Consider the following 21,473-nt stretch of genomic DNA (forward strand, 5'->3'; position numbering starts at 1 on the left):
TGCAACGCACGGGTCGACGCAACTGCCCAGTAGGGTGGGGGCGTTGAGCTGATTCACAGGAGTCACAGATGAGACGTATCGGGCTAGCACTGCTGGCTTTCTTCGGCGTTGCCTTCGTTGCCGCCGCCATCGCCATTCCGTCGTGGCTGGTGCCACAACTACGGGTGGTACCACTGGATTTGGACATCACGTCCGTCGCGACGACGGTCCCCGCCGACAACAGCGCAGGCGAGCGCTTCCCGGCGGTGATCTTCAATCGATGCTCGGTGTCGGCGAAGAAGGCGGAGGTGCTCGATGCGCACCTCACCCAGCAGCGCCGATCGGTGATCGTAGATCCGTCCGACAAGCGCCGCGCGACTGTGCAGTCGGCACAGACGGTGCTCATCGACCGGACCCGGGATGCCGCGGGCAACGAGACCGAACCGACGGTCGAGGCCGCCGGCGCGGAGCGCACCTGCAAGGACGGTCTGCTCACCGCGACCATCGACCGGGTATCGCTCAATCGGACCACCTCGGTGCCCGACGGTGCGGTCAGCAAGCTGCAGCTGGAAGCCGCCCCCGAAGGGGTGCCGGTCGACAGCGTGTCCGTCGATCTGGGGCAGCGCAAGGGTTTCCAGTACAAGTTCGGCTTCGACGTGCAGAAGCAGGCGTACTACTACTACGACCTGAACACACGTCAGGATGCGCCCGCCGAGTTCGTCGGCGAGGAGGACATCCACGGCGTCAAGACCTATCACTTCGTGAGCAAGGTCCCCGAGCAGGATCTGTCGGAGCTGGAGAACCCGCAGGGTGAGGCCGCGCTCGGCACCATGCTGACGATGCCGGCCAGCTGGTGGGGAATCACCGGCAAGGGGATCAAGCCGACGACACCGATCACGATGCACCGTTTCGCCGCGGCGACGCGCCACGTGTGGGTCGAGCCGGAGACCGGCACCATCGTCAACGGCCGCGAGGACCAGCACCAGTACTTCCGCTCGCCCGACCAGAGCGAGGCCACCCCGCAGCCCGTGCGCGACTTCCGGATGGACGCCCTCAAGGCCACCTTCCAGTGGAGCGACGAGACCATCTCCAACCAGGCCGACAAAGCCGATCACTACAAGGGTCTGCTCAAGCTCGGCGGCTTCTGGCTACCGCTGATCCTCGGCATCCTCGGTGCGCTGATGATCATCGCCTGGGCGCTGATCGTGTGGCGCGGCAGCCGGAACACCCGCGACGACGATCCCGGCAACGGCGGCGGCGGAAACGGTGACGACGGGGGTCCCTTCGGTCCCGACGCCGACAACTCGCCGACGCGGATCGTCGACACCCCGGAGGCAGCCGCCCCGACCAGTGTCATCGATACCGGCGAGCCCGCATCGGACACCGGTGCGCGCCCGGCCGATCCGTGGGAACGTCCGACCGAGCAGATCCCGCGGGTGGCACCTCAGTCCGCGGGCGACGAATTCGGTCCGGTCTCCAGGCCTGCGGACGATTCCGCGGCGCAGACCTACCGGCATCGTTCGGTCCCACCGCCCGGGGAGTGATCGCAGCGCCCGGCTGACCGCATACGACGACGCCCCCGGCAGTCCTCATCAGGACCGCCGGGGGCGTCGTCGTATGCGTTGCTGAATGTCGTATGCGTTGCTGAATGTCGTCTGCCTTGTTGATTAGCGCCCAACTCCGAGCGGAGCGTCCGGTACTCAACACTTCGAGGCCCCCGCTACCGGCTCCTACTCCTGCTCCTGCTCCGGACGCGAGCGTCACGAAGGCGCACACCACCCTCTGGCCCGCCGACGCGGTGGCCCACATACGCCAAGGGCCGGTGACCCGTAGGTCACCGGCCCTTGGCTGATGAAACTGTGCGCTATCCGCGGATCAGAAGAACGCGGGGCGGAAGGTGGTGCGCCACGACTGCTTGAAGTCGGACTGCCAGTAATCCCACCAGTGCGTGCCGTCCGGGGTGATCCGGGTGGTCAGCTTGACGCCGGGCACCAGCGCGACGCGGCCGATGTACAGCTGGCTGCTGGTGGACGCGGCCACCTCAAGCGGGATCATCTGCGCGAACTTGACCGGGTCGAAGTTCGGGGCGGTCGGGTTGACCGACGAATCGTACTTGCTGCCAACGCCGGTGCCCGCGGACACGTAGACGTAGTGGTTGGCGAGGTTGCCCGCGCTCAGGAACGGGTCGTTGGCGAACCACTGACCGGCCGGGTAGAAGCCCCACATGTTGAAGGGGTTGCCGCCCATCTCGGCGACCGAGGCCTGGATGCCCTGGGTGAAGCCGGGCATGGTGACGGTCGGGTAGCCGCTGTAGGAGGCGACCGCCTGGTAGAAGCCGGGGTGCCGCGACGCGAGGTTCAGCGCCGAGGTGCCCGACATCGACAGGCCGGCGATGCCGTTGCGACGGTTGTCACTGCCGTGGTGCGAGGCCATGTAACGGGGCAGCTCACGAGTCAGGAAGGTCTCCCACCGGTTCAAGCCGAGTTTCGGGTCGACCTGCTCCCAGTCGGTGTAGAAGCTGCCGCCACCACCGAACGGGATCGCGACGTTGGTGCCCTTGCCGTTCATCCAGCGCGCGACGTCGGTGTTCTGCAGCCAGCCGCTGGTGTTGTTCGGGGCGCGCAGACCGTCGAGCAGGTACAGCGTCGGCTTTCCGCCGCCTCCGCCTGCCGAGACGATGCACACCGGGATGTTCTTGTGCATCGCGTTCGAGTGAACGTATTCAACAGTGCAGCCTCGGGCCGCGGCGGCCTCCGGTGCGACGGCCACCGTCGCACCCGACACGGCCATCAGGCCTACGAGTCCGGCGACGAGGCGCTTACGGGCGCGTGTCAGCATTCGTCAATTCCTCACGGTGTTCGATTACCCGGGCAGGGGCATCACGCTTACGAGAGCTTTCGTAGAGGGGATTGTATGGGTCCCCGACCGGGCGTGAACCCGTCGAGAGGCAGTGTAACGGCTCGATAACACTCCGGCAAAGGCTGTCGCGATGACCGGCGCCCGACCCGTAGCCGGATACGACGTACGGCCGACACAGCTGACCAGCATCGCGTCCCATACCCCGACGTCCGGTCCGGGCGGTCTGCGATCACGTCGCGCCGCATCGGCAGCCGCCGCGATCTCTTCGTTATCCGATTGGGTGGCCAACGGTAATCGGCGGCCGACGAACGGCCCGGGGCTCTACTCTCGACGCATGGACGTCAGCGAGTATCTGGCCCACGATGCGACCGCCCTCGCCGGGCTCGTCTCCCGCGGCGAGGTGAGCGCCACCGAGTTGCTCGACGTCGCCCGGCAGCGCGCGCAGGCGGCCGACCCGACGATCAACGCGATCGTGCTGCGGATGGACGAGAGCGCCGACGCGCAGGCCGCCGATCCGCAGCTGGGCGGCCCATTCGCCGGGGTGCCGTTCCTGATCAAGGATCTGGCGCAGGAGTTCCGCGGGTACCCGACCTCCTACGGGTCGAGGTCGCGAGCCCGGCATATCGCAACCGAACACGCGACGATCACCCAGCGGTTCCTCGACGCGGGCTTCGTCATCTTCGGAAAGACCAACACCCCCGAATTCGGCGCCAAGGGGATCACCGAGTCCGAGTTGTGGGGTCCCGCACGCAATCCGTGGAATCCCGACCACTCCCCGGCGGATCGTCGGGTGGCAGTGGCGCGGCGGTGGCCGCGGGCATCGTCCCGGCGGCCGGCGCGAACGACGGCGGCGGATCGATCCGCATCCCGGCGGCCTGCAACGGGCTGGTCGGCCTGAAACCCACCCGCGGGCTGGCGCCGTTCGGCCCGGCCACCGGGGAGTCGATGTTCGGCATGGCCGTGCAGGGCGCGCTCACCCGCACGGTGCGCGACGCCGCGGCCATCTACGACGCAGTGGTCGGCCCGACTCCGTCGTCGGTGTATCCGACCCCGACCCCGACGACCCCGTTCTCGACCGTCATCACCACCGCACCGCGCAGGCTGCGCATCGGGTTCCACATCGGTTCGGCGATCAACCCGAATCCGGATCCGGAGGCGGTGGCCGCGGTCACCAACACCGCACATCTCCTGGAGAGTCTCGGCCATCACGTCGAAGAGGTGTCCCAGCCTTATGACGATGCGGCGCTGGCCCGCGATTTCCTCACCATCTGGTTCGCGGTGGTGGCCACCGAGATCGACGAGGCCCGGAGGATGACCGGTGCACGGGACAGCGATTTCGAGGCGGACACCCTCGCGGTCGGCGAGGTGGGCCGGGCGGCCGGGGTGGTCGCCGCCTTCACCGCCCTCAACAACGTCAACGAGTACGTGACGTCGCTCGACGCCTTCCACGCCGACCATGACTTCCTGCTGACCCCGACGCTGGCCACCCCGCCACCGACGATCGGCTCGATGACGACGCCACGGTTGCTGCAGACCGTGTCGCGGGTGATCGCGAAGCTGCGTGGTGGCGCGTTGCTGTCGAAGGTCGGCATCCTGGACGACCTGATCACCGAGAATCTCGGTTGGGTGCCCTATACCCAGCTCGCGAATCTGACCGGACGACCGGCGATCAGCGTGCCGATGCACTGGACGGCCGCGGGCCTCCCGTTGGGTGTGCAGTTCGTCGGACGCCTGGGTGCCGACGGCGACCTCCTCGCGCTGGCCGCACAGCTGGAACAGGCGCAGCCGTGGTTCCACCGGTACGCCGACATCCAGTACTGATCGCGGGACGGTCGATCGGCGCCCGGCGATTCACCTGCATGCCGACCCGGGCAGATTAAGCTCGTTCCGACACCGGGTTGTGAAGGGGAGAATTCGTGACGCAGCAACAGGCCGACGCGATCGTCGTCGGTGCGGGTCTGGCGGGTCTGGTCGCCACCTACGAACTGACCAAGGCCGGACGCCGGGTGATCGTCGTCGATCAGGAGAACCGTAAGAATCTCGGCGCGCAGGCCTTCTGGTCGTTGGGCGGCCTGTTCCTGGTCGACTCCCCCGAGCAACGTCGGCTGGGTATCAAGGACTCCCCCGAACTCGCACTGGCCGATTGGATGGGGTCGGCCGGTTTCGACCGCGAGGACGAGGATTTCTGGCCGCGGCAGTGGGCGCGCGCCTATGTCGACTTCGCGGCCGGCGAAAAGCGCCCTTACCTGCACGAACTCGGTCTCCGGTTCACCCCGTTGGTCGGCTGGGCCGAACGCGGCGGTGGTTTCGCCGACGGTCACGGCAATTCAGTCCCGCGGTTCCACCTGACGTGGGGCACCGGCCCGGAGGTGGTCCGCATCTTCGCCGAACCGGTGCTCGACGCGGAACGTCGCGGGCTGGTCGAGTTCCGCTTCCGTCATCAGGTCGACGAACTCCTCGTCGACGACGGTGCGGTGACCGGTGTGCGCGGTTCCCGCCTCGCCGACACCGACCTCGAGCGCGGGGTGGCATCGGACCGGAATGTGGTCGACGACTTCGAGATCCGGGCCGGCGCGGTGACCGTCACCACCGGCGGTATCGGCCACAACCACGATCTGATCCGCCAGAATTGGCCGACCGAACGCCTGGGTCCGGCCCCGAAGAAGATGATCTCGGGCGTGCCCGCGCATGTCGACGGCCGGATGCTGGGGATCGCGGAGGCCGCGGGCGCGAGCCTGGTCAACCGGGATCGGATGTGGCACTACACCGAAGGCATTCACAACTGGGACCCGATCTGGCCCGATCACGCTATTCGTATCATCCCGGGGCCGTCGTCGCTGTGGCTGGACGCCAACGGAAATCGTTTGGCACCACCGAACTTCCCCGGCTTCGACACCAATTCGTCGATGCGCGAGATTCTTTCGACCGGCTATGACTACTCGTGGTTCATCCTCACCCAGACGATCATCGAGAAGGAATTCGCGCTGTCGGGTTCCGAACAGAACCCGGACATCACCGGAAAGGATCTGCGGTTCGCGGCGAAGAGCCGCCTGGCCAAGGGTGCACCGGGACCGATCGACGCGTTCAAACGCAATGGCACCGACTTCGTGGTCGCCGACAACCTGCCCGAGCTGGTGGCCGGGATGAACGCGATCAGTCCCGGACCCAAACTCGACCTTCAGCAGCTCGAACGGGTGATCTCCGCGCGTGACTCCCAAGTGGAGAACAAGTATTCCAAGGATGCGCAGATCATGGCGATCACCAACGCGCGACAATACTTCGGCGACAAGATCCTGCGTGCGGTCAAGCCGCATCGCCTGCTCGATCCCGCACACGGTCCGCTGATCGCCGTCCGCCTCAACATCCTGACCCGAAAGACGTTGGGCGGCTTGGAGACAAATCTCAACTCGCAGGTAATGCGGCCGGACGGCAGCGCCTTCGACGGCCTGTACGCGGCCGGTGAGGTGGCCGGCTTCGGCGGCGGCGGTGTCCACGGATACAACGCGCTCGAGGGCACATTCCTGGGCGGTTGCATCTTCTCCGGCCGGGCCGCGGGACGGGCTGTGGCGCAGGCACAGAAATAGCCTGCGTGGCGACCCGACCGTAGCGCGGTAGCGAAAAGGGTTGCCTGACCTCAGTATTCATGTTGAGACACAGCTCACCCCGAGGGCGCCGACAACCCGATACAGTGGATGTCGTGTCCGTGCCGCAGACGATCCTGACAAGGAAGACCAGATCGGCGATCTTTCTGGTGCTCACCATCAACGATGACGGTGAGACCGCCGTTCGCGACGCACTCACCCAGATTTCCGGGTTGACCAGCGCAGTGTCCTCCCGCGCCCCTGAAGCTGCCCTGTCGACCATCGTCTCGATCGGCTCGGACGCGTGGGATCGTCTGTTCACCGGCCCCCGGCCGCGGTCGCTACGCCCGTTCGTCCCCTATGTCGGTGAGGTGCACACCGCGCCGGCCACCCCGGCCGACCTGCTGGTCCACATCAAATCCGATCAGCCCGACCTCTGTTTCGAGGTCGGCCGCAAGATCACCGGCCTACTGGGCGAGGCGGTGACGACCGTCGACGAGGTCCACGGTTTCCGCTACTTCGATCTGCGGGATCTGATCGGATTCGTCGACGGCACCGAGAACCCGGTCGGGCAGGCCGCGGTCGACGCGATCACCGTCGGCGACGAGGACCCCGATTTCACCGGTGGCAGTTATGTCGCGATCCAGCGCTACGTCACCGATCTCGATTCTTGGAACGCGCTCGGCGTCGAGGATCAGGAGAAGGCGATCGGCCGGACCAAACTCGACAACATCGAGATGTCCGACGACGAAAAACCCGCCAACTCCCATATCGCCCTCAACGTCGTGGAGGACGCCGACGGCGAGGAGATCGACGTCGTCCGGGACAACATGCCCTACGGCGACGTATCCGGCACCGGTGAGGCGGGCACCTTCTATATCGCCTACTCCGCGGGACCCGACGTCACCGAGGAGATGCTGCGCAAGATGTTCGTCGGCGAACCGGTCGGCAATTACGACCGTCTGCTGGATTTCACCACCGCGGTCACGGGAGCGCAGTTCTTCACCCCGACCGTCGACTTCCTCGCCGACCCGCCCCCGGCCCCCGAATCCGACGACCCGCCGCCCACGCCGACACGTCACCGGCCGGCCGACGGTTCGCTGGGTATCGGCTCACTGCGCTGACCCCCGGCCACTCGGACACCCACCGACCACCAAGCACCAGACGAACGAGGAGAGACAGCAATGAACAATCTGCATCGCGAGCTCGCACCGATCTCGGACGCCGCCTGGGAGGCCATCGAGGAGGAGGCCGGCCGCTCCTTCAAACGCAACAGCGCCGGCCGACGGCTCGTCGACGTCAAGGGTCCGCTCGGGTTGGACACCTCGTCGGTGACGCTCGGACATCGCACCAAGATCGACTCGCCGGCCGACGGCATCACGGCCTTCACCCGGCGCACCCAGCCCCTCGTCGAGCTGAAGGTGCCGTTCACGGTGACGCGGGAGGCCATCGACGACGTCGATCGCGGCGCGCAGGACTCCGATTGGGATCCGGTCGTCGACGCCGCACGCCAACTCGCGCTCGCCGAGGACCGGGCCATCTTCGAGGGCTACGCCGCGGCGAACATCTCCGGTATCCGTGCCGAGGCATCCGCGGCCCCCATCACCCTGCCCACCGACGTCCGTGACTATCCCGAGGCGATCAGCCAGGCCTTGAGCACTCTCAAACTGGCCTCGGTCGACGGCCCGTATTCAGTGGCGTTGTCGGCGGATGTGTATTCACTGGTCAACGAGACGTCGAATCACGGCTACCCGATTCGTGAGCACATCCAGCGACTGCTCGACGGCAACATCGTCTGGGCCCCCGCCATCACCGGCGCCTTCGTACTGTCCACCCGCGGCGGCGACTTCGAGCTCACCATCGGCCAGGACGTGTCGATCGGCTACGACTCCCACGACGGCGATGTCGTCAACCTGTATTTCCAGGAGTCATTCACCTTCCTCACCTACACCGGCGAAGCCGCAGTGCCGCTGCTGCCCGCGACGTAACCGGCACTCCGGGCGACGCCATCGCGACCAGCGGATAACCCGGTGGCGGTCGTCGCCCGGTTGGCGCTAGCGTCGACCAGGTGAGTGCCGCATGCTGAACCGACTCATCCGCACCTATCTGGCGGGGTATCGCGCCTTCCTGACGCTGGTGGTGGCGCTGCAGTTGGTCGCCACTGCCGCGATGCTGTACCTGCCCACGCTGAACGCCGACATCATCGACAAGGGTGTGGCCCGCGGCGACACCGACTACATCCTGCGTATCGGCGGCTGGATGCTGGCGGTGACCGTCGTGCAGGTCGTGTGTACGGTCGCCGCACAGTATTTCGGCGCGCAGGCCGCACTGGGCGCCGGGCGCGACATCCGCGGCGACCTACTGCACCGGGTCAACACCTATTCGGCACGGGAGATCGGCACCTTCGGCGCACCCTCGTTGATCACCCGCACCACCAACGATGTCCAGCAGGTTCAGCTGTTGATCGTGATGAGCACCTCGATTCTGGTGATGGCCCCGATCATGTGCGTCGGCGGGATCCTGATGGGTATCCATGTCGCCCCCGGGCTGTCCTGGGTCCTCGTCGTCGCGGTACCGCTGCTCGGCCTGTTCATGGCCTTGATCATCGGCCGGATGATCCCGGCTTTCCGGGTGATGCAAGAACGGATCGACAAGGTGAATCGGATTCTGCGGGAACAGATCACCGGCATCCGGGTGGTGCGTGCATTCGTCCGCGAGCGCCATGAGATGCACCGTTTCGCCATCGCCAACGACGAACTGTCGGCGGCCACCCTGACGGTCGGCCGGATGATGGCATTGGCTTTCCCGGTGGTTCTCCTGATCACCAACCTGACAATCGTCGCGATCATCTGGTTCGGCGGGCACGGCGTCGTCGACGGCAATGTCGAGATCGGTGCGCTGACCGCGATGATCAGCTATGTCATGCAGATTCTGATGGCGGTGATGATGGCTTCCTTCCTGGCGATGATGGCCCCGCGCGCCGCGGTCTGCGCCGAACGCATCTGCGAGGTCCTCGACACCGAGACGTCGGTGCGACCCCCGCAGCGGCCGGTCGGCTTCGCGACCGCGCCGTCGACCATCTCGTTCCGGGCCGCCGAGTTCCGCTACCCGGGCGCCGACGACCCGGTGCTGCGCGACATCACCTTCGACGCCCGACCTGGTACGACGACCGCGATCGTCGGTTCAACCGGATCGGGGAAGACGACGCTGCTCTCGCTGATTCCCCGGCTCGTCGACGCCACCGCGGGTGAGGTCCTCGTCGGTGGCACCGACGTCCGGGCACTGGACCCCGACGACCTGCGCGCCGCGATCGGGCTGGTCCCGCAACGTCCTTACCTGTTCTCCGGCACGGTCGCGTCGAACATCCGGCACGGCAAACCCGACGCCACCGACGACGAGATCTGGGCGGCGCTGCGCATCGCGCAGGCCGAGGACTTCGTGACCCGTATGCCCGAGGGCTTGGACAGTCCGATCGCGCAGGGCGGCACCACCGTGTCCGGCGGTCAGCGTCAGCGTCTGGCGATCGCGCGGGCGATCATCCGGCGGCCGGGTATCTATCTGTTCGACGACTCGTTCTCCGCGCTCGACCTGACCACCGACGCCCGGCTGCGCGCCGCACTCGCGCCGGTGACCGCCGATGCGGCCGTCGTCGTGGTGGCACAGCGTATCTCGACCATCGTGTCGGCCGACCAGATCGTCGTCCTCGATCAGGGGCGGATCGTCGGGCTCGGCCGCCATGCGGATCTGCTCGACGACTGCGCGACCTACGCCGAGATCGCGGCATCGCAGCTGGCCTTGGCGGAGGGATCATGACCCGCCCAGGCGGCCCTCGTCCCGGCGGGCCACCGGGGATGGCCGGACCGCCGGTGGAGAAGGCCCGGTCCTTCGGCCCGTCGATGAAGCGACTCGTCGCCCTACTGGCCTCCTACCGGGGCATCATGTCGATCGTCCTCGGTTCGATCGTGGCGTCGGTGATCCTGACCGCCATCGCACCGCGCGTCCTCGGCCATGCCACCGACCTGGTGTTCAACGGATTCATCGGTTCGCTGCTGCCCGCCGGGCTCAGCAAGGAACAGGCCGTCGACGGGTTGCGCGCCGACGGTCAGGGCACCTTCGCCGACATGGTTTCGTCGATGGACGTCACGCCTGGCGTCGGAGTGGACTTCGCCGACGTCGGCCGGGTGCTGGCACTGGTGCTGGTGCTCTATCTCGCGGCGTCGGCGTTGGCGTGGCTGGCCGCCTTCCTGCTGAACAACGCGGTGGTCGGCGTAATCCGCGGACTGCGTGCCGACGTGGAGGCCAAGATCCATCGGCTTCCGTTGCGCTATTACGACTCCGCACCGCGCGGTGATCTGCTCAGCCGTGTCACCAACGACCTCGACAATCTGTCGCAGAGTTTGCAGCAGACCATCTCGCAGTTCCTCAACTCGGTGCTGACCGTGGTCGCGCTGTTGGTGATGATGATCTGGATCTCGCCGCTACTGGCCCTGATCGCGGTGGTCACGGTACCGCTCGCAGCGATCGCCACCGCCGTCATCGCGAAACGCTCCAAACCGCACTTCATGGCGCAATGGGCGTCGACCGGCGCCCTCAACGCCCAGGTCGAGGAGGCGTTCACCGGACATGAGCTGGTGACGGCGTTCGGTCGGCAACGCGAGATCGAGGAGACCTTCGACGCGCGGAACGAGAAGCTGTACCAGTCGAGTTGGCGGGCGCAGTTCATCTCCGGTGCGATCATGCCGACGATCATGTTCCTGGGCAATCTCAACTACGTGGCGATCGCGGTGGTCGGTGGCCTGCGGGTGGCGTCAGGCTCGTTGAGCCTCGGCGAGGTGCAGGCCTTCATCCAATACTCGCGCCAGTTCACCCAGCCGCTGACCCAGATCGGGTCGATGATCAATCTGATGCAGAGCGGTGTCGCGTCGGCCGAGCGCATCTTCGACATCCTCGACGCCGACGAGCAGACCCCCGACGACGAGCGGCCGCAGACGCCTGCCACCGACCACGGTCTCATCGAATTCGACGACGTCTCGTTCCGGTACATCGCGGACAAGCCGCTCATCGAGAATCTGAGTCTGCTCGCCCGGCCCGGACACATGGTGGCGATCGTCGGTCCGACCGGCGCGGGTAAGACCACCCTGGTCAATCTGGTCATGCGGTTCTACGACGTCGACGCGGGCACCATCCGTGTGGACGGTATCGACTCGACCCGGATGACCCGTGACGACCTGCGGGAACGGACCGGCATGGTGCTGCAGGATTCGTGGTTGTTCGGCGGCACGATCTACGACAACATCGCCTACGGGGATCCCGACGCCTCGCGCGATGAGGTTCTCGAAGCGGCCCGACTCAGTCACGTCGACCATTTCGTTAGGACATTGCCCGACGGTTACGAGACCGTGCTCGATGACGAGGGCGGTGGGGTGAGTGCCGGTGAACGGCAGTTGATCACCATTGCGCGCGCTTTCCTGGCCAAGCCGACGATCCTCATCCTGGACGAGGCGACCAGCTCGGTCGACACCCGCACCGAGCTGCTCATCCAGCAGGCGATGGCCAATCTCCGTACCGACCGCACGAGTTTCGTGATCGCGCACCGGCTCTCGACGATCCGCGACGCCGACGTCATCGTGGTGATGGAGGACGGCCGGATCCGTGAGCAGGGCACACACGACGAACTGCTGGCCGCAGGCGGCGCCTACTGCAGGCTCTATCGCAGCCAGTTCACCGGGCCGGTGGACGAGACCGTCGAGGTCGCACCCTGACCCTCACCCGTCGGTGCCGCGTTCGAGCTGGCCGGCGATGCGGCTCTCCAGTTCGGCGGCCGCGGCGGCCGGGACGTCGATGAGACCGTCGAGTTCGGCGCGTGCCCGGCGGTAGGCGGCCTGACGTTCGGCCGGGGTGGCGGCACTGTCGGAGGCGACGGCGACAAGTTTCGCGGCTCGGTCGAGGGCCTCGCGTTCGACCGGCGAGAAGCCCGACTGTTTGCGGCGCCGGGCTTCACGTTCGGCCGCATCGAAGGCGGCTGCGTATTCGGCGACCGCATCGCGGTAGTCGCCGAAGTCGGTCGGCGACATCTGCTGCTGTTCCGATGCCGGGCGCAGCTCGTCGGCGTGCAGTTTCGCGCGGTGGAAGGCCAGCGTCAGGGGTTCGCGCATATCGATCATCAGCGGAAAGTCGATGAGGGTGGCGAGGTCGAGTTCGTAGCCGAACCATCGTCGGTCGAGGTCGTCGTGCCGGTGGAGTGCCTTGCGGATCTGCGCCGCCGAGGCCTGGGTGATCCGCAGCTGCTCGGTGCGGGCATTCGCCTTGATCCGCGCGAGTTCGATCTTGTCGCGGCGCCGTTTCTCGTTGTACCGCGCGATATGCCCGGCCCAGCCGCCGACTACACCGCCGACCGGGAACACCAGCCACCAGTAGTCGCCGACGAAATGCAGGACGGACTCCACGCCGACAACTCTACCGACGGTGCCGCCATCGGCTTCGAAATCAACGTCGGCGGCTAGCCTTGGTTCATGGCCGATCCCGACGCCCCGAAGCTGACCCTCGCCAGCCTGGACCAGTGGCGAGAGTGGTTGCGCGACAACCATGCCACCTCGTCGGGCGTGTGGCTGGTGTTCTGGCGTAAGGACTCCGGCCACGCGCCGCTGGACTACGACGAGACGGTCCGGGAGGCGCTGTGCTGGGGGTGGATCGACGGCCACACCCGCACCATCGACGTGCATCGGCGTGGCATGTGGTTCACCCGACGCGGACCCAACAGCGCCTGGGCCAAGACGAACAAGGCCCGTGTCGCCGACCTCATCGCCGGTGGCCGGATGCAACCGCCGGGTCAGGCGGTGATCGATGACGCCAAGGCACGTGGGCTGTGGCATCTCCTCGATGATGCCGAGGCAGGTATCGAGTCTCCCGATCTCACCGCCGCGCTGGATGCCCGACCGGCCGCGCGAGCCAACTGGGACGCTTTCCCGCCGAGCGCGCGGAAGGCGGGCCTGACCCAGCTGGCTTTCGCCAAGAAGCCAGAGACAAAGGCACGGCGTATCGCCACGCTGGTCGAGCGGGCCGCCCGCAACGAGCGTCCCTGAACCGATCTCACAGATCCGGGATGGGCAGGTCCAGGTTGGGTGCGATGAGCCCGCCGTCGACCTCCAAGATCTTGCCGGTCAGATAGGAGCTGGCGGGCGAGGCGAGATAGACGGCTGCGGCCGCGATGTCCTCGGCTTCGCCGATGCGGCGCATCGGGGTGGCCGACTCCAGTGCGGTCCGCATGTCGTCGTTGGCGGCGACGTACTCCAGTGACGAGGTTCGGATCGATCCCGGCGCGATGCCGTTGACGCGGATCTTCGGGTTCAGGTCGAGGGCCGCCAGCCGCGTGTAGTGCGCGAGCGCCGCCTTCGCGGTGCCGTAGGCGGCGAAGGCCCGACCCGGCAACCGCCCCAACGTCGAGGTGATGTTGATGATGGCGGGATCGTCGGAGGTCTCGAGCATCGGCTTGATGGACGCTGTGACCAGCGCGTGCGCGTTGGCGACGTTGAATTCGAAGGCGGCGGTGAGGTCGGCGGCCGAGGTGTCGGCCAGCGGCCGGGGCATCGCTCCCCCAACGTTGTTGACGAGGATGTCCAGGCGCCCGAATTCGTCGATCGCGGTCTCCGCGAGTGCCGCGGAGGCAGAAGCGTCGCCGAGATCGGCGACGACCGTCTTGGCCCGCCGACCACGCTCGGCGACCTGGGCGGCCACCTTCTCCAGTTCGTCGCCGGTGCGGGCGGCGATCACCACGTCGGCACCGGCCTCGGCGAAGGCGACCGCGATAGCAGCCCCCAACCCGCGGCCGGCACCGGTGACGATGGCGACCTTGTCGTCGAGACGGAATCTGTCGAGAATCATGGTCCGAGGATGCCACACCAAACGAGAACGTGTTCTATATTTCAACCAGGGTCCAGAATTAACTCACCCCCCCCCGATCAGGCTGAACTGCCGGCAACCCAGGCCATATCCGGATATCGGTCGCCCGCAGCCTCCAACCCCGACAATCGGTCGAGCTGATCGGCGGACAGCGTGACCGCGAGCGCACCGACGTTCTCGTCGAGATAGCTGCGGCGCTTGGTCCCGGGAATGGGGATAACGTCGTCACCCCGGGCGAGCAACCAGGCGAGTGCGACCTGGCCGGGTGTCACGCCCAGTTCGTCCGCGAGCGCGCGAACCTGCTCGACGACCGCCAGGTTGGTGTCCAGGTTCTTCGCCTGCCAGCGGGGCAGCGTGTGGCGGAAGTCCGTCTCGGCCACTGCACCGACCCGGCCGGTCAGCAGCCCGCGGCCGAGCGGCGCATACGGCACCAGGGCAGCCCCGACCTCACGTGCGGCGATGACGGTCTCGGATTCGATGTCGCGGCTGAAGATCGACCATTCCGACTGCAAGGCAGCGATCGGATGTACCGCGGCGGCACGTCGGATCGTCTCCGCGTTGGCCTCCGACAATCCGATGTGCCGTACCTTTCCGGCGACGACGAGTTCGGCCATCGCGCCCACCGTCTCCTCGATCGGCCGGGTGGGATCCACCCGGTGCAGGTAGTACAGGTCGATGACGTCGATGCCGAGACGACGCAACGATGCGTCGGCGGCTGCGCGCACGTACTCGGCAGATCCGTCGACACCGACCGGATAGCTGGTGTCCGGATCGGTGAGGATGCCGAATTTGGTGGCTAACACCACCTCGTCACGGCGGTCGGCCAAGATCTTGGCCAGCAGCCGTTCGTTGTCACCGCGGCCATACATGTCGGCGGTGTCCAGGAAGTTCACCCCGATGTCGAGTGCGTGGTCGAGAGTCGCAAGCGCCTCGGTCTCATCGACCGGACCGTAAGCGAAGCTCATCCCCATGCAGCCGAGACCGATCGGCAAAACCGACAGGTCGCCGATGCTGCGGGCTGCGATGCTATCCGGAGTGTTCATGGCTGGGTCCTTCCCCCGTAGGTGGCGATCTTGTAATCAGTGGCAGCGAGCGACAGGGTGAGTTCGGCGATCTGGCGCCGGATGGTGTCCCGATGTTCGAGGAGCATGTCGAGGCGTTCGTCGACCGTGCCCTCCCCCTGGTCGACCAGGTCGACATAGTGCTTCAGGTCGCGGATGGCCATGCCGGACAGACGCATTCGAGAGAGGAATACCAGCCGCCGCATTGCCGCGTCGTCGTAGAGGCGGTTGCCCGCTGCATCCCGGCGTACCTTGATCAGTTCGATCCGTTCGTAGTAGCGCAGGGTGTGCGCGGAGACGCCGAGGACCTCGGCGGCCTCGGCGATGCCCAGCGGGTCTGCGACCGGGTCCATGCCGACGAGCTCGTTCAGCACCTCCACCGACAACGGGCCGTCGATCTCGCCCAGCGCGGCAAGTGCCCTGGCCATCAGCTTCTCTGTACTCACATCGGCAACGCTAGGCCTTCGAGTGCGCTCTAAGGCAAGAGCAGTTTCGCGACGATCTCGCGACGACCGAGTTCGTCGAGCCAGGACGGCCTGTCGGTAAGCGCGATCCCCGCGGCCATCGCGGCGATGTCGGCGGCCGGATACAGGTCGTCGGCGTCGACGAACTCCCGTAGCGAGTTCCGCACCGACCGTGGACTTTCCGCGGCCGCCGACACCCATCACCACAATCGACGACGAAATCTGCGACTACCCGCTCAGTAGTCCCGTTCCGGGGTGATGACCGACAGCATCGGGGTCCCCGCGGTGAAGCGCCGGATGTTCTCGGCCACCCACGGCGCAAGTTCACGCGGCAGCCCCGACGCCGGATTGGCGATGTGCGGGGTGATGATCACATTCGGCAGCGACCACAGCGGATCGTCGGGGTCCGGAGGCTCCGGGTCGGTGACGTCGAGGGCAGCACCCGCGATGTCGCCGGCGACGAGTGCGGTGCGCAATGCCTGCTGATCGATCAGCGGTCCGCGGGCGATGTTCACCACCCAGGCGTGGCGGGGCAGAGCGGCGAAGACGTCGGCGTTGATGAGGTGACGGGTCTCGGCGGTGTCGGGCGCCGCGACGACCACATGGTCGGTGAGCGGCCACACCTGCGCCAGTTCGTCGACGGTGAAGGTGCGGTCCGCGCCGGGTACCGCCCGCCCAGACCGGTTCACCGCGATGATGTCCGCACCACATGCGCGCAATCGCGGGATGAGCGCGTCACCGATCCCACCGGCTCCGACGATCGTCACGGTCGAGGAGCGCAGCGTCCGGACCGCGGTGTCGATCGGTTCCTTGTCCCAGTGTCGGAGCACTGAAGTATTGATCTGGCGGAGGCCCGAAAGTAGTAGCGCCAGAGCATGTTCGGCGACGTTCTCCGCGTAGAATCCGGCCGCGTTGGTCCAGATCCGCCGGTCGTCGACGATCCCGGCCCGCACATAGCCCTCGATGCCCGCCGTCTTGAGCGCGACCCATTCGACCTCATCGGGCAGCGCCGGGAAGTCACCCGGATCGCCCAGCCAGACGAGCACACGCGCGTGCGCCAGGTCGACGACCTGCGCGCCGGTCGACTCAACCGCGGCCACCACATACGGATCGGCGATCGGTTCGACCGCGACGGCGAGATCACTCATCGGCCGAGAGCCTTCTCCGCCGAAGCCACTTCGCGTGCCGCGGCGGTGGCCAGTTCGTCGGCGATCTCGTTGTAGTGATCCCCGGCATGCCCTTTGACCCAGCGCCACTCGACACGATGACGCTTCTCCTCGTCGATGAGACGCCGCCACAGGTCGGCGTTCTTCACCGGCTGTTTGGCCGCGGTCTTCCACCCGTTGGCCTGCCATCCGTTGACCCACTTGGTGATTCCGTTGCGGACGTACGTCGAGTCGGTGTAGATGATCACCGTCGACGGCCGGTTCAGCGCGGCCAGACCCTCGATGGCGCCGGTCAGTTCCATCTTGTTGTTGGTGGTATCCGATTCGCCACCGGAGATCCGCTTCTCGCTGCCGCGATAGCGCAGCACCGCACCCCAGCCACCCGGGCCGGGATTGCCGAGGCAGGCACCGTCGGTCGAGATCTCCACCGCGGCCTGCGAGCCGATGGGGTCGGGGCCGTCATTCTCCACACTCACATCTGCCGACCTTAGTCGCCTTCGGATCGCGCACCGAGTTGCGCTCACGAGGGCGCGGATTGCCACCAGACCCTGCAGTACGGAGCGTCCTGCGCTTATGGTGAACACATGCCTGTCTGGGACCCAGCTCGCTACCTCCAATTCGCCGACGATCGTGCCCGGCCGTTTCTCGATCTGATCGAACAGATCCCCACCAAACCGGATTCGATCGTCGACCTGGGCTGCGGACCGGGCCACCTCACCCGGCATCTGCGGGCACGCTGGCCCGACGCCGAGGTACTCGGTATCGACTCGTCCACCGAGATGATCGAGCGCGCCATCGCCGACAACACCGACCACTTCGCCAATTACGACGTCGGCGACGTGGCCGATTGGGTCCCGCACCGACCGGTGGATCTCTTCCTGTCGAACGCGGCCTTCCAGTGGGTACCCAACCAGTTCGAGGTCATCACCCGGCTGCTGGGCCACCTGTCCGACACCGGTAGCGTGGCCATCCAGGTGCCCGACAACAGCGACTCGGCCGCCCATCAGGCGCTCGTGGACCTGGCCGACCGACCTGCCTACCGCGACGCGCTGTCGGAGGTCCGACGACTGCCACGGATCGACCCGCACGAGTATCTGGCGTTCTTCGCAGGCAAGGGCTTGGAGGTCAACGCCTGGTCGACGACGTATCTGCATGTGCTGCACGAGCCCGATCCGGTGTTCGACTGGATCTCCGGCACCGGTGCGCGCCCCTATCTGGAGGCGCTCGACGACGACCTGCGGGCGGCCTTCGAAGACGATCTGCGGGCGCTGCTCACCGAGGCCTACCCGGCGCAGGATTACGGCACGGTGTTCCCGTTCCGACGGACCTTCGCCGTCGCGACCCTGAGCGCGCTGGGTCGCTGACACCGGCCATCACACCTCGGTGACGGTCTGGTCTCCGATCTACCACGCGCAGAGCTCTTCTGTAACACTGGCACCACTTGCCGTGTCATTGCAGGGGGCATCCATGTCGTCAGGCCAGGTCATCATCCGTAGTGGTCGCCGTACCCACCGTCGCGGTGGACCACTCGCCGATGCCATCGCTGTCGGCGCGGTCACCGCGCTCGCCGCCGTCGCCACAGTTCTGACCGGCGTCGCCGGTGCCGGACCGGCCGGCGCCTCGACCTGCGCCGCGACCGGCTTTCACGGCGGCGACGTCGGCAGTACCGGTAGTTCGGGCTCGAGCGATCTCGGCATGGGCAGCCTCGACTTCGGGAGTTACCGGGCAGGTGGCAAGAAGCCGCAGGGTCCGCTGGTCAAGCTGACCGGTCCCAGCCGTGCGATCCAATGGGTCACCGGGCCGCGGAGTCCCAATCGCACCGACCAGCGGTTCTCCATCACCTCGACCGATGTCGGCGTCATGTGGGACAACGGCTCCGGTCAGATCCTGATGGCCTTCGGGGACACCTGGGGCAGATGTGCCGGTCAAATGGTGTGGCGGCACAACACCATGCTGCGCAGCACCGGCCCGACCAACCTGGACAAGGGCATCTCCTTTCCCGGCGCCATCCCGGGATCGATCCGTTCGGGCGCGTCGGTGACGCCCGGACACCCCACCTTCGCCCAGCCGATGCTCAACGCGGTGGGCGTCCGCAACATCGAGGTCGGCGTGATCCCGACCGGCGGCATCGCGATCGGCGGCGTGCAGTACGCCTCGGTCATGTCGATCCACAAATGGTCCGGTCCAGGCCGCTGGGACACCAACTATTCGGCCATCGCGGTGTCCCGCAACAACGGCCAGACCTGGGCGATCGCGAACAGCACGGTGCGCGCGAATGTGGACCTGAGCCTGCCCGGTGTACCGCAGGTCCGTACTGGTCATGGGCGATTCCAGATGGGCGCATTTCTCCGTAGCGGCGGCTACGTCTATCAGTACGGCACGCCGAACGGCCGCCATGGCGCGGCGTACGTCGCACGTTTCCGGCCCGCCGACATCCTTAACCTGAACCGCTACGAGTACTTCCACGGGCCGGACTCGTGGTCACCCGATCCGGCCGTCGCGGTGCCCGTCGTACGGGCGCCGGTCAGCGAGATCTCGGTGGCCTACAACTCCTATCTCAAGCGGTTCGTGATGCTCACCGAGAATGCTGGCAACATCATGCTGCGCACCGCCCCCACCCCAGTCGGTCCGTGGAGCGGACAGCATGTGATCGTCTCGCGCGACCAGGCCGCCGGGATGTACGCACCCTTCATCCACCCGCGTTCGGACGGCCAGATGCTGTACTTCGTCGCGTCACGCTGGGACGACTACAACGTCATGCTGATCCGTACCGACCTTGCCAAGGTGCGCTGACCGGCTCGGGTTTGGCCGGACCCGCCGCCGCGCCCGATCATCTTCTGATCCCCGCGCCCCTTTCCCACCACGGCGATTGCTGACAGACTGACGCGGTGGGTAGACGAGTGGTGCTGATCCGAGCCGTCAACGTCGGCGGTGCAAAGCTACCGATGGCCGAATTGCGTTCGATCGCCGCGGAACTCGGAGCGACCGACATTTCGACCTACATCGCCTCCGGCAATCTGCTGTGCAATCCGGACGGCGATCCGGCACAGTTCGACCGTGCGCTGGAACACGCCATCGAAGAGCGATACCACTACTTCCGCGAGGTCATCAGTCGCACACCCGCACAACTGCGGGCCGCACTCGACGCCCACCCCTTCGAGGTCGCGGACGAAAAGTTCTCCTACGTCTACTTCCTCACCCGAGCACCGAGTGCCGAAGCGGCCGCCGCCTTCGAGGCCCGCGACTTCGACGGCGAACAGGTCCGGGTCATCGGCGACGACCTTCATCTCCGCTATCCAGGCGGCGCCGGCCAGTCGAGGCTGGGTGCGTCGACTATCGCGAAAGCCCTTGGCGTACAGGGCACCGGACGCAACCTGCGTACCGTCGGTAAGCTCATCGAGCTCGCGGGCCCCGAGTAGCCGGTCAGTGCAGAACCGCGGTGTCGGCGGTCAGTTCTTCCCACGCGTCGGCAACCGCACGCAGTTGATCGGCTGAATGTCGGCCGAGACCGCATTCGGTCGACAGCCCGAAATCCGGTAGGAACTCGGCGGCCAGTGCTGCCCGTTCCCGGGCGCCGGCCGCACCGTCCTCGGCATGCAGCAGGCCGAGGAACACCTCGGTTTCCGGTTCCAGGGCCAGGTCGGCCAACGGGCGCCAGTGCGCGCGCCGGTTCCAGGCGGCCACGGTTGCCGCGTGGATCGCATTGATCGGACGAGACACATGCCGCGACAGCCCATTGGCCACCGCGACAATCGTCGAGGCGTCACGCGGCAGGATATGACGACCACCTCGCGCGGCCGCTTCGGCGTCGGGTGGATCGCCCATGAACGGAGACGCACCGAATTTCGAATCGCCGTAGCAGAGGTGGAAGGTCAGCTCGGCGTCGTCGTGCACCCATTCCGCGAGGCGGGCCGTCGCCCGGAGGATCGCCTCGGGACCGGCGTACGGATTCGGGAACCACCCCTCGACGGTCGCCAGCTCGGTGGGCAGATCCCATTGCACAGCAAGGTCACTCGGCGGGATCAACTCCTGTAGCCGGGCCACGCTCTGCGCCAGACGCTCCTCGTAGGCGATGGCCACCTCGACCTGGGAATCGAGTTCGACGAATGAGTTGACCGCGTTGAACGGCGTCGGGATGGACACCAGGAAGCGTGAATCCGGCGTCAGGGCCCCGTTGTCGCGGGCCTCCCGGAATCGTTGATACGAGTCGGCGGCCACCGTATGGTAGTCGATCGCATCGAAGGACACGGCGGTGCCCGGCCGGACCCGCGCCCGTCCGTCGACGACGTCGAGGGTCGCGTTCGCCAGGAAGTGATCGGCCTGCGTCAGCACCCAATTCGCCCGCGGCCCGGGCTCACCGTCGGGGACCCGGACAACACCGGGCTGAAAGTCGCGCCCCACCAGGGTGAACGCATCCTCGACGGTCGGCACGTTGATGCTGCCGGTCAGATAGAACCTTGCCAT

19 protein-coding genes and 1 pseudogene are annotated in these 21,473 nt (G+C 66.7%); 11 read left to right on the forward strand and 9 right to left on the reverse strand.

What is annotated here, in order from left to right; genetic code table 11:
- The first annotated feature begins 68 nt into the window (after window positions 1–68).
- The gene (locus tag QSJ18_RS00525) at window positions 69–1,523 is read left to right on the forward strand and encodes a PorA family protein (protein ID WP_286324220.1); all 1,455 of its coding nucleotides are present in this window, start codon (window positions 69–71) and stop codon (window positions 1,521–1,523) included.
- Between the two features lie 331 nt (window positions 1,524–1,854).
- Here QSJ18_RS00525 and QSJ18_RS00530 read toward each other — a convergent pair whose 3' ends face one another.
- Window positions 1,855–2,817 (reverse strand): alpha/beta hydrolase, encoded by a 963-nt coding sequence (locus QSJ18_RS00530; RefSeq protein WP_286324221.1) that lies wholly within the window; start codon window positions 2,815–2,817, stop codon window positions 1,855–1,857.
- 355 nt (window positions 2,818–3,172) lie between these two features.
- Here QSJ18_RS00530 and QSJ18_RS00535 point away from each other — a divergent pair.
- The 6 genes and pseudogenes from QSJ18_RS00535 (at window position 3,173) to QSJ18_RS00560 (ending at window position 12,181) form a co-directional block, all read left to right on the forward strand.
- Window positions 3,173–4,659 (forward strand): annotated as a pseudogene (locus QSJ18_RS00535) (amidase).
- Between the two features lie 95 nt (window positions 4,660–4,754).
- Complete coding sequence (locus tag QSJ18_RS00540) at window positions 4,755–6,422, forward strand: FAD-binding dehydrogenase (RefSeq protein ID WP_286324222.1); 1,668 nt, start codon at window positions 4,755–4,757, stop codon at window positions 6,420–6,422.
- Window positions 6,423–6,535: 113 nt separating this feature from the next.
- Window positions 6,536–7,543, forward strand: a complete 1,008-nt coding sequence (locus QSJ18_RS00545; RefSeq protein WP_286324223.1) for a Dyp-type peroxidase — start codon at window positions 6,536–6,538, stop codon at window positions 7,541–7,543.
- Between the two features lie 60 nt (window positions 7,544–7,603).
- Window positions 7,604–8,407 (forward strand): family 1 encapsulin nanocompartment shell protein, encoded by an 804-nt coding sequence (locus QSJ18_RS00550; protein WP_286324224.1) that lies wholly within the window; start codon window positions 7,604–7,606, stop codon window positions 8,405–8,407.
- 91 nt (window positions 8,408–8,498) lie between these two features.
- The gene (locus QSJ18_RS00555) at window positions 8,499–10,232 is read left to right on the forward strand and encodes an ABC transporter ATP-binding protein (protein WP_286324225.1); all 1,734 of its coding nucleotides are present in this window, start codon (window positions 8,499–8,501) and stop codon (window positions 10,230–10,232) included.
- Window positions 10,229–12,181: an ABC transporter ATP-binding protein gene (locus QSJ18_RS00560; protein ID WP_286324227.1), complete on the forward strand. Its 1,953-nt coding sequence runs from the start codon at window positions 10,229–10,231 to the stop codon at window positions 12,179–12,181. Before QSJ18_RS00555 ends, QSJ18_RS00560 begins: the two co-directional genes overlap by 4 nt.
- A gap of 3 nt (window positions 12,182–12,184) precedes the next feature.
- Here the strand turns inward: QSJ18_RS00560 and QSJ18_RS00565 are convergent, their stop codons facing one another.
- Window positions 12,185–12,865, reverse strand: a complete 681-nt coding sequence (locus QSJ18_RS00565; RefSeq protein WP_286324228.1) for a hypothetical protein — start codon at window positions 12,863–12,865, stop codon at window positions 12,185–12,187.
- Between the two features lie 66 nt (window positions 12,866–12,931).
- Between QSJ18_RS00565 and QSJ18_RS00570 the strand changes: the two genes are divergently transcribed.
- A complete protein-coding gene (locus QSJ18_RS00570) occupies window positions 12,932–13,501 on the forward strand; it encodes a YdeI/OmpD-associated family protein (RefSeq protein ID WP_286324229.1) in 570 nt (189 codons plus the stop codon).
- Between the two features lie 7 nt (window positions 13,502–13,508).
- Here the strand turns inward: QSJ18_RS00570 and QSJ18_RS00575 are convergent, their stop codons facing one another.
- The 6 genes from QSJ18_RS00575 to rnhA form a co-directional block, all read right to left on the reverse strand.
- Window positions 13,509–14,300, reverse strand: coding sequence for an SDR family oxidoreductase (locus QSJ18_RS00575; protein WP_286324230.1), 792 nt, complete (start codon window positions 14,298–14,300; stop codon window positions 13,509–13,511).
- A 77-nt stretch (window positions 14,301–14,377) separates the two neighbouring features.
- Window positions 14,378–15,361 carry an aldo/keto reductase gene (locus tag QSJ18_RS00580; RefSeq protein ID WP_286324231.1) on the reverse strand — a complete coding sequence of 328 codons (984 nt, stop codon included), beginning with the start codon at window positions 15,359–15,361 and terminating at the stop codon, window positions 14,378–14,380.
- Complete coding sequence (locus QSJ18_RS00585) at window positions 15,358–15,807, reverse strand: MerR family transcriptional regulator (RefSeq protein WP_286324452.1); 450 nt, start codon at window positions 15,805–15,807, stop codon at window positions 15,358–15,360. Before QSJ18_RS00585 ends, QSJ18_RS00580 begins: the two co-directional genes overlap by 4 nt.
- A gap of 47 nt (window positions 15,808–15,854) precedes the next feature.
- Window positions 15,855–16,010 carry a hypothetical protein gene (locus QSJ18_RS00590; RefSeq protein WP_462475952.1) on the reverse strand — a complete coding sequence of 52 codons (156 nt, stop codon included), beginning with the start codon at window positions 16,008–16,010 and terminating at the stop codon, window positions 15,855–15,857.
- 69 nt (window positions 16,011–16,079) lie between these two features.
- Complete coding sequence (locus QSJ18_RS00595; RefSeq protein ID WP_286324232.1) at window positions 16,080–16,991, reverse strand: D-isomer specific 2-hydroxyacid dehydrogenase family protein; 912 nt, start codon at window positions 16,989–16,991, stop codon at window positions 16,080–16,082.
- Entirely contained in the window at window positions 16,988–17,485 is a 498-nt protein-coding gene (gene rnhA, locus QSJ18_RS00600; protein WP_462475953.1) for a ribonuclease HI, read from the reverse strand. The genes QSJ18_RS00595 and rnhA overlap by 4 nt, the downstream gene beginning before the upstream one ends.
- A 108-nt stretch (window positions 17,486–17,593) precedes the next feature.
- Between rnhA and QSJ18_RS00605 the strand changes: the two genes are divergently transcribed.
- The 3 genes from QSJ18_RS00605 to QSJ18_RS00615 all read left to right on the forward strand — a co-directional run bounded on the left by QSJ18_RS00605 (window position 17,594) and on the right by QSJ18_RS00615 (window position 20,428).
- A complete protein-coding gene (locus tag QSJ18_RS00605; protein WP_286324233.1) occupies window positions 17,594–18,373 on the forward strand; it encodes a methyltransferase domain-containing protein in 780 nt (259 codons plus the stop codon).
- Between the two features lie 103 nt (window positions 18,374–18,476).
- On the forward strand, window positions 18,477–19,802 hold the full coding sequence (locus tag QSJ18_RS00610) for a DUF4185 domain-containing protein (RefSeq protein WP_286324234.1): 1,326 nt from the start codon (window positions 18,477–18,479) through the stop codon (window positions 19,800–19,802).
- 95 nt (window positions 19,803–19,897) lie between these two features.
- Window positions 19,898–20,428, forward strand: a complete 531-nt coding sequence (locus QSJ18_RS00615) for a DUF1697 domain-containing protein (protein WP_286324235.1) — start codon at window positions 19,898–19,900, stop codon at window positions 20,426–20,428.
- A 4-nt stretch (window positions 20,429–20,432) separates the two neighbouring features.
- On the opposite strand, the gene QSJ18_RS00620 is transcribed toward QSJ18_RS00615, so the two are convergent.
- On the reverse strand, window positions 20,433–21,473 hold the full coding sequence (locus QSJ18_RS00620) for a hypothetical protein (protein ID WP_286324236.1): 1,041 nt from the start codon (window positions 21,471–21,473) through the stop codon (window positions 20,433–20,435).

Origin of the sequence: Gordonia heveisoli (genome assembly GCF_030315745.1) — a bacterium.
Classification (GTDB): Bacteria; Actinomycetota; Actinomycetes; order Mycobacteriales; family Mycobacteriaceae; genus Gordonia.

Excerpts from the sequence above, each read along its gene's own strand:
- QSJ18_RS00595 (WP_286324232.1), bottom strand. The coding sequence starts at position 16,991 with ATGAGTGATCTCGCCGTCGCGGTCGAACCGATCGCCGATCCGTATGTG.
- QSJ18_RS00610 (WP_286324234.1), top strand. The coding sequence starts at position 18,477 with ATGTCGTCAGGCCAGGTCATCATCCGTAGTGGTCGCCGTACCCACCGT.
- QSJ18_RS00570 (WP_286324229.1), top strand. The coding sequence starts at position 12,932 with ATGGCCGATCCCGACGCCCCGAAGCTGACCCTCGCCAGCCTGGACCAG.
- QSJ18_RS00620 (WP_286324236.1), bottom strand. The coding sequence starts at position 21,473 with ATGGCAAGGTTCTATCTGACCGGCAGCATCAACGTGCCGACCGTCGAG.
- QSJ18_RS00585 (WP_286324452.1), bottom strand. The coding sequence starts at position 15,807 with ATGGCCAGGGCACTTGCCGCGCTGGGCGAGATCGACGGCCCGTTGTCG.
- QSJ18_RS00605 (WP_286324233.1), top strand. The coding sequence starts at position 17,594 with ATGCCTGTCTGGGACCCAGCTCGCTACCTCCAATTCGCCGACGATCGT.
- QSJ18_RS00525 (WP_286324220.1), top strand. The coding sequence starts at position 69 with ATGAGACGTATCGGGCTAGCACTGCTGGCTTTCTTCGGCGTTGCCTTC.
- QSJ18_RS00560 (WP_286324227.1), top strand. The coding sequence starts at position 10,229 with ATGACCCGCCCAGGCGGCCCTCGTCCCGGCGGGCCACCGGGGATGGCC.
- QSJ18_RS00575 (WP_286324230.1), bottom strand. The coding sequence starts at position 14,300 with ATGATTCTCGACAGATTCCGTCTCGACGACAAGGTCGCCATCGTCACC.
- QSJ18_RS00550 (WP_286324224.1), top strand. The coding sequence starts at position 7,604 with ATGAACAATCTGCATCGCGAGCTCGCACCGATCTCGGACGCCGCCTGG.
- QSJ18_RS00580 (WP_286324231.1), bottom strand. The coding sequence starts at position 15,361 with ATGAACACTCCGGATAGCATCGCAGCCCGCAGCATCGGCGACCTGTCG.
- QSJ18_RS00555 (WP_286324225.1), top strand. The coding sequence starts at position 8,499 with ATGCTGAACCGACTCATCCGCACCTATCTGGCGGGGTATCGCGCCTTC.
- QSJ18_RS00530 (WP_286324221.1), bottom strand. The coding sequence starts at position 2,817 with ATGCTGACACGCGCCCGTAAGCGCCTCGTCGCCGGACTCGTAGGCCTG.